Annotated in this window: 15 protein-coding genes and 1 other RNA gene; 7 read left to right on the top strand and 9 right to left on the bottom strand. The window is 41.7% G+C overall.

What is annotated here, in order from left to right; all coding sequences use genetic code 11:
• Window position 1: 1 nt before the first annotated feature.
• A complete protein-coding gene (desR, locus tag PUN35_RS04110; RefSeq protein WP_004399356.1) occupies window positions 2–601 on the top strand; it encodes a two-component system response regulator DesR in 600 nt (199 codons plus the stop codon).
• Between the two features lie 607 nt (window positions 602–1,208).
• Here the strand turns inward: desR and PUN35_RS04105 are convergent.
• The 6 genes from PUN35_RS04105 to PUN35_RS04080 form a co-directional block, all read right to left on the bottom strand.
• Window positions 1,209–2,072: a LysM peptidoglycan-binding and 3D domain-containing protein gene (locus PUN35_RS04105; protein WP_014480017.1), complete on the bottom strand. Its 864-nt coding sequence runs from the start codon at window positions 2,070–2,072 to the stop codon at window positions 1,209–1,211.
• Window positions 2,073–2,319: 247 nt separating this feature from the next.
• The gene (recQ, locus tag PUN35_RS04100) at window positions 2,320–4,095 is read right to left on the bottom strand and encodes a DNA helicase RecQ (RefSeq protein WP_014480018.1); all 1,776 of its coding nucleotides are present in this window, start codon (window positions 4,093–4,095) and stop codon (window positions 2,320–2,322) included.
• Between the two features lie 141 nt (window positions 4,096–4,236).
• Window positions 4,237–4,423: non-coding RNA, 6S RNA (gene ssrS, locus PUN35_RS04095), on the bottom strand.
• 237 nt (window positions 4,424–4,660) lie between these two features.
• The gene (gene azoJ, locus PUN35_RS04090; RefSeq protein WP_003231260.1) at window positions 4,661–5,287 is read right to left on the bottom strand and encodes an FMN-dependent NADH-azoreductase AzoJ; all 627 of its coding nucleotides are present in this window, start codon (window positions 5,285–5,287) and stop codon (window positions 4,661–4,663) included.
• Window positions 5,288–5,439: 152 nt separating this feature from the next.
• Window positions 5,440–5,931 carry a TraR/DksA family transcriptional regulator gene (locus PUN35_RS04085; protein WP_014477068.1) on the bottom strand — a complete coding sequence of 164 codons (492 nt, stop codon included), beginning with the start codon at window positions 5,929–5,931 and terminating at the stop codon, window positions 5,440–5,442.
• A gap of 74 nt (window positions 5,932–6,005) precedes the next feature.
• On the bottom strand, window positions 6,006–6,338 hold the full coding sequence (locus PUN35_RS04080) for a hypothetical protein (RefSeq protein WP_014480020.1): 333 nt from the start codon (window positions 6,336–6,338) through the stop codon (window positions 6,006–6,008).
• Window positions 6,339–6,415: 77 nt separating this feature from the next.
• On the opposite strand from PUN35_RS04080, the gene PUN35_RS04075 reads away from it, so the two are divergent.
• The gene (locus PUN35_RS04075; RefSeq protein WP_014480021.1) at window positions 6,416–6,643 is read left to right on the top strand and encodes a hypothetical protein; all 228 of its coding nucleotides are present in this window, start codon (window positions 6,416–6,418) and stop codon (window positions 6,641–6,643) included.
• Here PUN35_RS04075 and yocM read toward each other — a convergent pair.
• Window positions 6,630–7,106, bottom strand: coding sequence for a salt stress-responsive protein YocM (yocM, locus tag PUN35_RS04070; RefSeq protein ID WP_014477071.1), 477 nt, complete (start codon window positions 7,104–7,106; stop codon window positions 6,630–6,632). The two genes, PUN35_RS04075 and yocM, sit on opposite strands and share 14 nt — an antisense overlap.
• A 66-nt stretch (window positions 7,107–7,172) precedes the next feature.
• On the opposite strand from yocM, the gene PUN35_RS04065 reads away from it, so the two are divergent.
• Window positions 7,173–7,436, top strand: coding sequence for a hypothetical protein (locus tag PUN35_RS04065; RefSeq protein WP_004399338.1), 264 nt, complete (start codon window positions 7,173–7,175; stop codon window positions 7,434–7,436).
• A 4-nt stretch (window positions 7,437–7,440) separates the two neighbouring features.
• Window positions 7,441–7,674: a hypothetical protein gene (locus PUN35_RS04060; protein WP_003231251.1), complete on the top strand. Its 234-nt coding sequence runs from the start codon at window positions 7,441–7,443 to the stop codon at window positions 7,672–7,674.
• 93 nt (window positions 7,675–7,767) lie between these two features.
• Here PUN35_RS04060 and PUN35_RS04055 read toward each other — a convergent pair whose 3' ends face one another.
• Both PUN35_RS04055 and PUN35_RS04050 read right to left on the bottom strand, forming a co-directional pair.
• Window positions 7,768–8,112 carry a PH domain-containing protein gene (locus PUN35_RS04055; protein ID WP_003220141.1) on the bottom strand — a complete coding sequence of 115 codons (345 nt, stop codon included), beginning with the start codon at window positions 8,110–8,112 and terminating at the stop codon, window positions 7,768–7,770.
• 355 nt (window positions 8,113–8,467) lie between these two features.
• Complete coding sequence (locus tag PUN35_RS04050; RefSeq protein ID WP_003231245.1) at window positions 8,468–8,671, bottom strand: DUF6501 family protein; 204 nt, start codon at window positions 8,669–8,671, stop codon at window positions 8,468–8,470.
• Between the two features lie 229 nt (window positions 8,672–8,900).
• Between PUN35_RS04050 and dhaS the strand changes: the two genes are divergently transcribed.
• The 3 genes from dhaS (at window position 8,901) to PUN35_RS04035 (ending at window position 13,213) form a co-directional block, all read left to right on the top strand.
• On the top strand, window positions 8,901–10,388 hold the full coding sequence (gene dhaS / locus PUN35_RS04045) for an aldehyde dehydrogenase DhaS (RefSeq protein ID WP_004399332.1): 1,488 nt from the start codon (window positions 8,901–8,903) through the stop codon (window positions 10,386–10,388).
• Window positions 10,389–10,488: 100 nt separating this feature from the next.
• Window positions 10,489–12,387, top strand: coding sequence for a sporulenol synthase (sqhC, locus tag PUN35_RS04040; RefSeq protein ID WP_014480022.1), 1,899 nt, complete (start codon window positions 10,489–10,491; stop codon window positions 12,385–12,387).
• Window positions 12,377–13,213 carry a superoxide dismutase gene (locus PUN35_RS04035; protein ID WP_014480023.1) on the top strand — a complete coding sequence of 279 codons (837 nt, stop codon included), beginning with the start codon at window positions 12,377–12,379 and terminating at the stop codon, window positions 13,211–13,213. The genes sqhC and PUN35_RS04035 overlap by 11 nt, the downstream gene beginning before the upstream one ends.
• The last annotated feature ends 2 nt before the right edge of the window (window positions 13,214–13,215 follow it).

Genomic DNA, 13,215 nt, shown 5'->3' with positions numbered 1-13,215 from the left:
TATGATTAGTATATTTATTGCAGAAGATCAGCAAATGCTGCTGGGCGCTTTAGGATCACTTCTAAACCTCGAAGACGATATGGAAGTCGTAGGCAAAGGTACAACCGGCCAAGATGCTGTTGATTTTGTCAAAAAACGCCAGCCTGATGTATGTATTATGGACATTGAAATGCCCGGAAAAACAGGGCTTGAAGCTGCTGAGGAGCTAAAAGATACAGGCTGCAAAATTATCATCTTAACCACCTTCGCCAGACCCGGTTACTTTCAGAGAGCTATTAAAGCTGGTGTTAAAGGCTATTTGTTAAAAGACAGTCCGAGTGAAGAGCTGGCCAACGCCATCCGTAGCGTCATGAACGGAAAACGAATCTATGCACCTGAGCTGATGGAGGACTTATACAGCGAAGCTAACCCTCTTACAGATAGAGAAAAAGAAGTGCTTGAACTTGTGGCTGACGGTAAAAACACAAAAGAAATCGCTCAGGAACTCAGCATCAAAAGCGGGACGGTGCGGAATTATATCTCAATGATTCTAGAAAAGCTTGAAGTGAAAAATCGAATTGAAGCCATTACCCGGTCAAAGGAAAAAGGCTGGTTTAAATAAAAAAGGATCTTGGCATCTGCCAGGATCCTTTTTTTAACCTGAAATTCCCGTTTGAGAACCTCGCCGCAACCAGAAGAATTAAACTGATCCATATCCTCGCTCCTATGCCCGCTGAACGATTGCTTGGTTAACAGCCCAATAAAAGACTGGATTGAATGATATCCCTGTTAAAATGGTCGGCCATTGCACATCAGCAGAATTTCTGATATTGATTATATTGTATTTTCAGTATGACAAAGTTGTGCCACTTCGCTCCCGAAGCTGCCATGCCCAACTGCAAGAGCCTAATAACACAATAAAGAACCGTCTGAAATCAATCCGAATCCGTCAATGGCATCTGCTACATCCAACTGCTTATTATCTGCCAAAAAAGATACAACACCAGCTCGTTTCGCTGATCAAAGATAGTAACAACCAGCTATAAATGTCATGATGCCGAATGTCTCTGTAATGTGGAATCAATCTTTTAACCCGAGAGCCCCTGAATCGCACATAAAGAGAAAAACGGGACCACTTTCTTTTATCAGCATATGATATAAACAGCTCTAAGCAGAACGAAAAAAAGACACAAGCCAAAAGCTCATGTCTTTTACTACAATCTATATTATTAGTTTAAGATTTTAACATTTACAGTTTTGACGCCCCAATTAGATGCATCACTTTTACTTGGTACAAATACGTCGATTTTATTTCCTTTAATAGCGCCGCCAGTGTCTCCTGCTGTTGCTTCCCCGTAGCCTTCAACATAAACTTTAGAACCTAGCGGAATTACATTAGGATCAACCGCAATAACTTTCGCGTTCGGGTTCTTATTTAAGTCAATGCCTGTAGCTGTAACGCCGGAAATGCCGCCGTCGTTAGCAGTGTAAGCAGTAGCAGTAACTGTTAGTTCTTTTGAAGCTTCTTGATTATTTGTATTTGATTGAACAGCCTTCTCTTCTGTGTTAACAGAAGTTTCTGCCTCAGCTTTTGTTTCTTGTTTAGGTTGCTGTTGTACAGCTTCTTGTTTAGGTTGCTCTTTTTGCACAGCCTCTTGTTTTGGCGCAGCTTGAGGTGCGTTTGTTTGCGCATTCTCAGTAGCTGTGTTTGCTGCTGTTGCCTGACCTTTTACTGAAAGAGTTGATCCAGCATAGATCATGTCAGAGCTTAAGTTATTCCAAACTTTCAGGTTGTTGACTGTCGTGCCGAATTTTTGAGCAATCTTAGAAAGCGTATCTCCCGCTTTAATTGTATATTGCCCAGTCGTGGTTGTTTCTTCTGAAGAAATGGTCAGTTTTTCTCCTGCAATGATTTTATCAGAAGTTAACTTGTTCCATTCTTTTAAGTCCTTTAGGTTCACTCCATTTTTCTGAGAGATTCCCCAGAGCGTATCACCCTTTTGCACCGTAATTTCTTTTGCAGAAGCGTGAGCTCCGAATGCAGTTGTTGAAAGTGCAGCAACTGCCACAAAGGACATAATCGTCTTCTTCATAAGTAAATCCTCCCTTGTTAGCTTTTTATTGGCGGCTAACAGGTGATATCGTAACACACGTAAATGTCAAATCAATAACAAAAAGATATGATTTAGATTACAGTTCCTTTACATGAAGGATTTCTCTCTGATGGAAAGACTTGCTGAACCCTTGATATAATAGGCTTCGCAGGTCTTTTTATTTTGAGGCGAAACAGAGAAAATAAAATGTGTTTTTTATAGAAAAAAAGATTGTTTTTCTGTTTTTTTAGTCTGTCATCCTTGCATAAGCTTGTATTTCTTGTAAAAAAAGCCGGCCGTATTTTGCTCTTTTTTGTTCTCCGACTCCTTTTATAGACAAAAGTTCATCATCATTTACGGGCTGTTTTCCTGACATTTCTTTTAACGTTTGGTCAGAGAAAACAACAAATGGCGGAACACCCTGATCAGCCGCAATTTCTTTCCGAACCATGCGCAATCGTTCAAATAGCTCGTCATTTTCAGTAATCGCTGCCGCTTTTAACGCTTCTTTTCTCGCTACTGATAATTCTCCTTTCAGCACATTCCTTCCTTTACTACTGACAAAAAGAGTCGGAAACGTTCCGTCTGACATCCTGATGAAGTCGTCAGAAATAAGAAATTCGATAAAATCGCTGATTTCGCCAACGGATTGGTGTTTTAATATCCCGTATGTTGAGAGGTCTGAAAAGCCGTTTTCAAGAACTTTTTTATTTTTGGAGCCGGCAAGCACCTGGGCAACCATCGTCTTGCCAAACCGTTCTTTCATGCGAATGATACAAGATAAGACCATTTGCGCCTCCCGCGTCACGTCATGGGCCGCTCTTGTATCGGTACAGTTTCCGCACTGTCCGCACGCATTAGGCTCCTTTTCTCCGAAATACATAAGGATAAAACGCTGCAGACAATCTTCCGTATGACAGTAGTCGACCATTTGTCTCAGCTTTTTTAAATCCTGCTTTTGTTTCTCTTCATGTTCTGATTGCTCAATTAAGAAACGCTGCACCATAATATCCTGCGGTGAAAACAGGAGAACACATTCACTGGCAAGACCGTCCCGTCCAGCTCGTCCTGCCTCTTGATAATAGCTTTCCATATCTTTCGGGATTTGTGCATGCAGAACAAATCTGATATTTGATTTATCAATACCCATTCCAAAAGCAGAGGTTGCCACCATCACTTGAAGCTCATCATTAAGAAACCTTTCCTGCTGCTCTTTTCTCTCATCATCAGCCATACCTCCATGATACCGGCCTGCCCTGACTTGATTTCGTTTCAATCTCTCATATATCCGATCAGCTTCTTTTCTGGTCGCTGTATAGACAATTCCTGCTTCATGCCTGTTGTTTTGCACATATTCGTCTATAAACCGATCTTTATTTTCTCCTTTTACTACTTTAAAGGTTAAATTCTCTCGTGAAAATCCTGTATATACCGTGTTTTCTTTTTGAATATGCAGCTGTTTGCAAATATCATCATGAACCTCGGGTGTGGCTGTTGCTGTTAACGCCATGATAACAGGCTTGTCGTGTAATTCACGGAACAAGATTTCAATATTCCTGTAGCTTGGCCTGAAATCATGGCCCCATTGAGAAATACAGTGCGCCTCGTCTATTGCGACCAAAGGAACATCTATGCCCTGCAAAATCCGGATAAACTCTGTGGACGTTAGTCGCTCTGGTGTAATGTAAAAAAGCTTATAAGCCCCTTCTTTGAGTCCGTTCAGCCTCTCATATATTTCCTGATTGGATTGTGTGCTGTTAATGTAGGCGGCGTTAATCCCCGCTTCTTCTAACGCATCAACTTGATCCTTCATCAAGGAAATCAACGGTGATATGACGATCGTCGTCCCTTCAAACATTAATGCCGGAATTTGATAGCAAATCGATTTGCCGCCTCCCGTCGGCATAATGCAGGCCGTATTTTGCCTCGCTTCCGTCACCAAGCGGATCGCTTCATCTTGGCCGCTCCGAAACTTCTCATAACCAAAATAATGAGCCAGAAGGGATTGGGCTCTATGTAACATAACATGTAAACCTCGCTTTTCCTTGAATTTCTCCCATCATATCATAAAAAAGCGGCCTTCATTTCTTTCACACAAAAATGGAATATTCACTATACCAAACCTTTTTAGATAAAATAAAAAGCCATTTCCGAAAAGGAAATGGCTTTCGCTACGTCTTGCCGTATGCAAGTAAGAAAGTTTTAAACCACCACTCCTCAAAGTGGGTGTTTGCAGAAACGTTCCTGTCGTCCTCTGCAATGGAGGCATGACATTCCGGCTTCGATATAAAACTCCCTATTACAGCTTAAAGGTTAAAACTTAATTAACAATACGCACAAAGTAGCTTCTTTAATATAGTACACCATCAGGCGGTTTTAATCAAGAGGTCTGAACAATTGTTTAGAAAAACTTTTTCCAGTGAATAAGACTGCTTTTTCTCCAAAATACCTGACAATTCGACAAACAAAAAATATATTACAATAAAAAAAAACAGCCTTTTTCGCTAAAAGCGAATGATTATTTTCTTCTATATTAATGTGTATATACAAAAAGACTCCTATTTGTAACGATAGGAGTCTTGGCTTTATTAGAATTTTGCAGCAAGATCTTTTGCTTCTTGTAAACCTTTTTCAACGATTTCTTGCGCTTGATCAGGTGCTGCGTTATGTCCTTCGATGACAACTGTGTGCAAGTCTTGAACACCCCAGAAACCAAGAACTGTTTTCATGAAGTTTAATGACATTTCAAGTGCAGCCATTGGTCCTTCTGAGTAGACACCGCCGCGAGCGTTAAGAAGCGCAACTTTTTTGCCGCCCATTAAACCGACTGGTCCTTCTTGTGTGTATTTGAATGTAACGCCTGCGCGAGACAGATAATCAACATAAGTATGAAGCACTGCTGGCACTGTGAAGTTCCAAAGCGGGAATGCGAAAACAACTTTGTCAGCTTTTACAAACTGGTTCAGATATTTGTCAGCAATTGCTGCTTGTTTTTTCTCATCTTCTGTCATTTCCATTCCTTGACCTGCTTTAAATGTTCCGTTAATCATATCTCTGCCAAGGTAAGGAAGGTTTTCCTTATGAAGATCTAATTCAACCACTTCATCATTAGGGTTGTTTTCTTTATAAGCAGCTAAGAAAGCTTCGTAAAGTTTAGTTGAAACGCCTTCTTCAGCTGTACGGTCGCTTGATTTTACAAATAAAACTGTAGACATCTGTATTCCTCCCGGTAAACTTTTTATATTTACTTACAAATAGTATGTTACTTTCTTTTTTACGCAAAGTCAATCACTTTATTTTGAATATGAGATTTTTTTTCAAAAAAAAAAGCAAGTACATCTAATATCGGTGTACTTGCTTGGCATTTTTACTTCGAATCTTGTTCACGATCCAAGATTTCATACGTCTGCGAGCTTTTTTGATCAATTGTTTCTTTGTTGGATAAGTCTTTTACCTGTTCATGAAACTCTCTTTCATAAGAAGGAGCATCTGTCTCCAGATCATCCTCCACATCAGCTTGGGCCTCAACTGTCATTCTTGCATAAGGAACAGCTTCAAGTCTTTCGTAAGGAATCTCTTGGCCGGTTTTTTCACACACGCCGTAAGTTCCGTCTTTCATCTTTTGTAATGCACGGTTGACCTCCTCTAACAGCTCCCGGTCAATCTCTCTCACTGTTTGGTCTGTCATCCGGTCTGTGACGAGCGTCCCGTGGTCTGCCATATGGTTGTCAACCCCATTGGAAAGCTCCCCCACTTCTTCCGTCATTGATTCTGTTTCCTTTTTCTCGCCAGACAATTCTTTTTGCATATCGAGCAATTTATGATAGAGATGCTGTGTTTGTTCTTTTGTCAGTGCCATGTATATCCTCTCCTTTCTATCCTGTTTCCCGTTTTGCCTTCTGTCAAACATGGGAACATCGATGGAAAGATGAGCTACTGCCTTTTTGAACGGATCGTGACCGCTGGCGTCGATGGTGCTTCGGGTTTTCGTTGGCACTTTTTGTCCTTCTCTTCTGGCGGTATATAATAGGTTGCGCCTATATTTAATCTGCCGCTCAGTTCATCAATGGTCAGCTCGCCGAATTCAAGATGATAGTCAATTTTTTCGACATTCAGCGTTTCAATATGTATATAGGTTTCTTCAGACTCCTGTTTGCTGCTTTGTTTTTGTTTCTCAATCACTGAGAGTCTTTCTTCACATTCACGCAGTTTGTCAAGTTCTGGTTTCAAGCAATGCCTGATCAGCGACCGGAACATTTTTTTCATGACATCACGACCCTTTGCATACTCCTCTTTCGTCTACATATATAATGAGGTATATCCCATAGAAAGGAGAGGTTTTCATGCTTCCGACTAACATCAATATTTCTCATCTCAAGACTAACTCGATAGGCACCGGCTCATCCCTTACCTTTGGTTCTGCGGAGTTAAGGAACAGGCGCTCTGCTATCAAAAGAAATAACGGTTTTGGGGAACAAAATGCAGATGTTATTGTCATGGTCATTCCGATTGAATCAATTGATGACCGTGATGGGGCAGATGCACTCAGTATGAAAATCAATCATCAATAACAATGGTTTTCGCTTGACCTTCGTCTTTTTGAATAGTGATGTATAGGATTCCGTCTTTAAAAATGGCATTCATCTTTCCATGAAGATGATCGGAAAGCGGAATTTTCTTTTCAAAACTTCCGTATCTCCCTTCTTTTTGGCGAAAGTCCTGTTCATTAAAATAGGAAAAGCGCTGCCCCTTCACCACTAAATAATCTCCGTACGATAATATGTGAACGTCTTGTTTACGGTAGCCTGGAAGATAAATTAAAAATTGTACTTCCGTAACGGTATCTACAATATCCATGCTCGGAAATGAAGCATCTCCTTTCCCTCGCTGATCTTGCTGCGCAAACGGAAACGGAGATTGGCCATTTGTCATAAAAGGGGTTTTTTGGTCTTCATCAAATACCTGTTTCCAAAAGTCACCGCCGTACATCTGCTGTGCGAATTCCATCCACTGCTTCATCTTTTCGAAATCCATTTGAAGCCCCCTGTCTTAACATACTTTATAACCGCCAGCATACAAATATAGAAAGGAGGTTTGCCTGTGGTTCAACCAACTCCGTATATCAATATTAATATTTTCATGCTGAAAATTAATTCCTTTGAAAATGCTTCAGCGGTTAACGTAGGACAAAATTTATTGGCAGAATGGCAAAATTCTGATAAAAAAAATCAAGGCTACGGACAGAATTTTGGAGATGCGAGCGGATTTATGGGCACGAGAAGCCATGTGGATGACAGAGACCAAATTGATTCTCCGGCCTCTTTTGAAAGTGAAGCGGTTAACTCCTCAATCAAAAGGAAGTGATGAGATGTTCTTTTCTCCCTCCGTCGTGAATGTCGGCGGATTTAAAATCAATACAATGGACCGTGGTTCCTCTTTAACACTCGGTCCGTATCAGCAGGTCGATTACTTTTTATCAGCTAAAATAAATCAAGGGTTTGGAGAAGAAAATGGCGACTTTACTCCTCTTGTCGTACCGATTTCAAATGTATTAGATGCAGATCTTGTTGATTCGAACTCAGCGAAAAACAGTGTGGTGTAATAAGTAATAAGAACAGGGCGCACATGCCCTGTTCTTGTTTTTATATATAAAAAAAAGCCTAACCATTTTTTGAACGGCTGGCTCATCAAATATTCAGCTGCACAAATGCTTTGTCAGCACCGCCTGAACCTCGCTTAAATCGGTGTCTTTCGCAAATTCTAATTCGAACGTTTTGCTTCTTGTCATCAATAAAAGCCCAGTGTCCGGATCAAACATTCCCGCTTCTTGAATGGCAAAGCTTTCAATTGTTTTATATGGAAGAAATACACGAACCTTCTTTTTAGAAAACATTTTATTGTCAAAGAAAATGATCCGCTTATTTGTAAAGCAAATTTGGTCCACTCGGAGCTTATAAATCGATTCTATTCTTTCCCCTTCAACGAGCAAAGCCTCAAGCTTCTTTGCGTCCGTTGATCTGCTAACAGAAAAAATACCCAATGAAGAACCCCTCTTTCTGCATTTATCTATTTGTTTTATCATTCACTACATAAAAATAAGTCCTTTATCCCTATATAAGAATACGACATAGAAGACATTTAAACCATTACGAACAGATTACATTTTTCAAATTTTTGATTTGTTTTTTGGCTTTTAAGCTGTTGTCATCAAGTAATACGCACATACAGAGAAAAAAGTTTCAATATTCAGCAATGTTTTTATAAAAAAGTGGTTTTTAATGATTTTTTATTCTTGTTTTATATTTCCTGTTTTAACCACAAAAAAACCGCAGCTGAGCTGCGGTTTTGTGGATTGACCACTTTTAACAAAATATTCCTGATTATTCAAGGAAGCATTACATCTCTTCGAAGTATTCTTTATAATAGCCGCCGACTTTATTCGTATTGTCGACCACAAAGAGAAACTCCTCTGTTTCATTTTTTACTTCATATTCTTTTCCCGGCGTTAAAACGCGGTTTACGATATATTTTTTTGCGTTTGTCTGCACACACTTTACTTTTTTAATTGTTTCTTTTTCAAGCCAATTTTTATGAATCATGATGAAATCTCCTTTTCTTATCTATAAGCTTATTGTAGCTTTTTTCTTTTGTAAATTGCAATATCGGTTATTCATTGATTTTGCCTTGATTTCTATTATAGAATGTTTGTATACGCTTACGTTTGAAGCAACTATCACAGCTTATTTCTGCTATTCAATCCAGGAATCAATGTGCTATCACCAAGAATCTCAGAACAGACCATAAAAAATGACTGGAGGTTTGTTACGGATGAGTTCTTTAACGATGCAAGTGACGAAAAGGCTGGAGACATTTTTACAGGGAACAAAGAAGCTTTATATTGACGGTAAGTTTGTTCCGAGTGCCTCAGGGGCAACCTTTGACACTCCAAACCCGGCGACCGGCGAAACCTTGATGACGCTGTATGAAGCCCAGGCTGCGGATGTGGACAAAGCGGTTAAAGCTGCCCGGAAAGCCTTTGACCAAGGTGAATGGAGAACAATGTCTCCAGCTTCGAGAAGCAGACTGATGTATAAGCTGGCGGACTTAATGGAAGAGCATAAAACTGAGCTTGCTCAGCTTGAAACACTTGATAATGGGAAACCGATCAATGAAACGACTAATGGAGATATTCCGCTGGCTATTGAGCATATGCGCTATTACGCCGGCTGGTGTACAAAAATAACAGGACAGACGATTCCGGTTTCCGGCGCTTATTTTAATTATACGCGTCATGAGCCTGTCGGTGTCGTCGGCCAGATCATTCCATGGAATTTCCCGCTCCTGATGGCGATGTGGAAAATGGGCGCGGCACTTGCAACAGGCTGTACAATCGTCCTCAAACCGGCTGAACAAACACCGCTTTCAGCTCTTTATTTGGCAGAATTAATTGACCAAGCCGGTTTCCCTGCCGGTGTAATCAACATCATCCCGGGATTCGGTGAAGATGCGGGAGAAGCGCTGACGAACCACGAAGCGGTTGATAAAATTGCCTTTACCGGTTCCACTGAAATCGGAAAGAAAATCATGTCCACCGCAGCGAAAAGCATTAAGCGTGTTACATTGGAGCTGGGCGGAAAATCACCTAATATTCTTCTGCCGGATGCGAATTTGAAAAAAGCCATCCCGGGCGCTTTAAACGGTGTGATGTTTAACCAGGGCCAAGTCTGCTGTGCGGGCTCACGTGTCTTCATTCATAAAGACCAATATGATGAAGTTGTTGATGAAATGGCGTCCTATGCTGAGTCACTCCGCCAAGGAGCGGGACTTCATAAAGATACTCAAATCGGGCCTCTCGTAAGCAAGGAACAGCATGAGCGCGTTCTTTCCTATATTCAAAAAGGAAAAGATGAAGGAGCAAAAGCAGTGACCGGCGGAAGCTGTCCTTTTGAAGCAGGATATTTTGTCGCACCGACTGTGTTTGCGAATGTTGAAGACGAAATGACCATCGCAAAAGAAGAAATTTTCGGACCCGTGCTGACTGCAATTCCGTACGAAACAGTCGATGAAGTTATTGAACGGGCAAACCATTCAGAATATGGGCTTGCAGCCGGACTATGGACAGAGAACGTCAAGCAGGCTCACTATATCGCGGACCGACTTCAAGCCGGAACCGTTTGGGTCAACTGCTATAATGTGTTTGACGCGGCGTCTCCATTTGGCGGTTATAAACAGTCAGGACTCGGACGAGAAATGGGATCATATGCCTTGGATAATTACACAGAAGTCAAAAGTGTATGGGTAAACCTTGAAGACTAACATGTATGTTTAAAAAACTGCTGCCTGCCAGCAGTTTTTTTCTTTCTGTAATGGCAGTAAAAGACGCTGAATATATATGCTTCTGAAGGAGTTGAGCGTGATGGGCACACTTCAGGAGAAAGTGAGGCGTTTTCAAAAGAAAACCATTACCGAGTTAAGAGACAGGCAAAATGCTGATGGTTCATGGACATTTTGCTTTGAAGGACCAATCATGACAAATTCCTTTTTTATTTTGCTCCTTACCTCACTAGATGAAGGCGAAAATGAAAAAGAACTGATATCATCCCTTGCAGCCGGCATTCATGCAAAACAGCAGCCAGACGGCACATTTATCAACTATCCCGACGAAACGTGCGGAAATCTAACGGCTACCGTCCAAGGATATGTCGGGATGCTGGCTTCAGGATGTTTTCACAGATCTGAGCCGCACATGAAGAAAGCTGAACAATTTATCATCTCATATGGCGGTTTGAGACATGTTCATTTTATGACAAAATGGATGCTTGCCGCGAACGGGCTTTACCCTTGGCCTGCTTTGTATTTACCATTATCACTCATGGCGCTCCCCCCAACATTGCCGATTCATTTCTATCAGTTCAGCTCATATGCCCGTATTCATTTTGCTCCTATGGCTGTAACACTCAATCAGCGATTTGTCCTTATTAACCGCAATATTTCATCTCTTCGCCATCTCGATCCGCACATGACAAAAAATCCTTTCACTTGGCTTCGGTCTGATGCTTTCGATGAAAGAGATCTCACGTCTATTTTGTCACATTGGAAACGCGTTTTTCATGCACCATTTGCTTTTCAGCAGCTGGGCCTACAGACAGCTAAAACGTATATGCTGGACCGGATTGAAAAAGATGGAACATTATACAGCTATGCGAGCGCAACCATATATATGGTTTACAGCCTTCTGTCACTTGGTGTGTCACGCTATTCTCCTATTATCAGGAGAGCGATTACCGGCATTAAATCACTGGTGACTAAATGCAACGGGATTCCTTATCTGGAAAACTCTACTTCAACTGTTTGGGATACAGCTCTAATCAGCTATGCCCTTCAAAAAAATGGTGTGACCGAAACGGATGGCTCTGTTACAAAAGCAGCCGACTTTTTGCTAGAACGCCAGCATACCAAAACAGCAGATTGGTCTGTCAAAAATCCAAATTCAGTTCCTGGCGGCTGGGGGTTTTCAAACATTAATACAAATAACCCTGACTGTGACGACACTGCAGCCGTTTTAAAGGCGATTCCCCGCAATCATTCTCCTGCAGCATGGGAGCGGGGGGTATCTTGGCTTTTATCGATGCAAAACAATGACGGCGGATTTTCTGCTTTTGAAAAAAACGTGAACCATCCACTGATCCGCCTTCTGCCGCTTGAATCCGCCGAGGACGCTGCAGTTGACCCTTCAACCGCCGACCTCACCGGACGAGTACTGCACTTTTTAGGCGAGAAAGTTGGCTTCACAGAAAAACAACAACATATTCAACGCGCAGTGAAGTGGCTATTCGAACATCAGGAACAAAATGGGTCTTGGTACGGCAGATGGGGTGTTTGCTACATTTACGGCACTTGGGCTGCTCTTACTGGTATGCATGCATGCGGGGTTGACCGAAAGCATCCCGGTATACAAAAGGCTCTGCGTTGGCTCAAATCCATACAAAATGATGACGGAAGCTGGGGAGAATCCTGCAAAAGCGCCGAAATCAAAACATATGTACCGCTTCATAGAGGAACCATTGTACAAACGGCCTGGGCTTTAGACGCTTTGCTCACATATGAAAATTCCGAACATCCGTCTGTTGTGAAAGGCATGCAATACCTTACCGACAGCAGTTCGCATAGCGCCGATAGCCTCGCGTATCCAGCAGGGATCGGATTGCCGAAGCAATTTTATATTCGCTATCACAGTTATCCATATGTATTCTCTTTGCTGGCTGTCGGGAAATATTTAGATTCTATTGAAAAGGAGACAGCAAATGAAACGTGAATCTTATCAAACGGAGATGTTCAATTGGTGTGAAGCCCTGAAAGATCAGATTCAAAAGCGAGGACAGCTTGACCAGTTTGAAGATCAAATCGACAAGATGATTGAGGCTCTGGAAGATGACCAAACAACAGAAGAAGATTGGTATAAACAGGCCGCTGCCCTTTACCGGGATATTACAGAATCAGATGATACAAGTGAAAGACGCGCATATGTCCCTATAGGGAAACACGTGCTGCCAAAGCTTCCTTACAAATACTCCGCCTTAGAACCTTATATTTCACGCGATATTATGGTCCTTCATCATACAAAACATCATCAAAGCTATGTCGATGGCCTGAACAAAGCAGAATCAGAGCTTAAAAAAGCGAGAGCAACAAAGAATTATGACTTAATCACTCATTGGGAAAGAGAGCTTGCGTTCCATGGAGCAGGCCATTATTTGCACAGTATTTTTTGGTTTTCTATGCATCCAAACGGAAAACGGCGTCCTACAGGGGCATTGTTCCAAATGATAGACCTTTCATTTGGAAGCTATTCCGCTTTTAAAGAACATTTTACCCAGGCCGCTAAAAAAGTGGAAGGCGTCGGCTGGGCCATTCTGGTCTGGGCACCTCGATCAGGACGGCTGGAGATTTTAACGGCAGAAAAACACCAGCAATGGGATGTGATCCCCCTTTTACCGCTTGACGTATGGGAGCATGCCTACTATTTGCAATACAAAAATGACCGGGCCAGCTATGTCGATCACTGGTGGAATGTCGTGGATTGGCGCGAGGCTGAAAAACGTTTTGAGCAGGCAAAAGAAGTCGTTTGGAAGCTCTATTAAAA

Origin of the sequence: Bacillus sp. N3378-2at, from assembly GCF_033412715.1 — a bacterium.
Lineage (GTDB): Bacteria > Bacillota > Bacilli > Bacillales > Bacillaceae > Bacillus > Bacillus subtilis.
This window is presented reverse-complemented; position numbering and strand designations above follow the sequence as displayed.

Bases quoted from the DNA above. Each gene is read 5' to 3' on its own strand.
- desR (WP_004399356.1), top strand. From the start codon at position 2: ATGATTAGTATATTTATTGCAGAAGATCAGCAAATGCTGCTGGGCGCT.
- PUN35_RS04105 (WP_014480017.1), bottom strand. From the start codon at position 2,072: ATGAAGAAGACGATTATGTCCTTTGTGGCAGTTGCTGCACTTTCAACA.
- recQ (WP_014480018.1), bottom strand. From the start codon at position 4,095: ATGTTACATAGAGCCCAATCCCTTCTGGCTCATTATTTTGGTTATGAG.
- azoJ (WP_003231260.1), bottom strand. From the start codon at position 5,287: ATGTCTACAGTTTTATTTGTAAAATCAAGCGACCGTACAGCTGAAGAA.
- PUN35_RS04085 (WP_014477068.1), bottom strand. From the start codon at position 5,931: ATGGCACTGACAAAAGAACAAACACAGCATCTCTATCATAAATTGCTC.
- PUN35_RS04080 (WP_014480020.1), bottom strand. From the start codon at position 6,338: ATGAAAAAAATGTTCCGGTCGCTGATCAGGCATTGCTTGAAACCAGAA.
- PUN35_RS04075 (WP_014480021.1), top strand. From the start codon at position 6,416: ATGCTTCCGACTAACATCAATATTTCTCATCTCAAGACTAACTCGATA.
- yocM (WP_014477071.1), bottom strand. From the start codon at position 7,106: ATGGATTTCGAAAAGATGAAGCAGTGGATGGAATTCGCACAGCAGATG.
- PUN35_RS04060 (WP_003231251.1), top strand. From the start codon at position 7,441: ATGTTCTTTTCTCCCTCCGTCGTGAATGTCGGCGGATTTAAAATCAAT.
- PUN35_RS04050 (WP_003231245.1), bottom strand. From the start codon at position 8,671: ATGATTCATAAAAATTGGCTTGAAAAAGAAACAATTAAAAAAGTAAAG.
- dhaS (WP_004399332.1), top strand. From the start codon at position 8,901: ATGAGTTCTTTAACGATGCAAGTGACGAAAAGGCTGGAGACATTTTTA.
- sqhC (WP_014480022.1), top strand. From the start codon at position 10,489: ATGGGCACACTTCAGGAGAAAGTGAGGCGTTTTCAAAAGAAAACCATT.
- PUN35_RS04035 (WP_014480023.1), top strand. From the start codon at position 12,377: ATGAAACGTGAATCTTATCAAACGGAGATGTTCAATTGGTGTGAAGCC.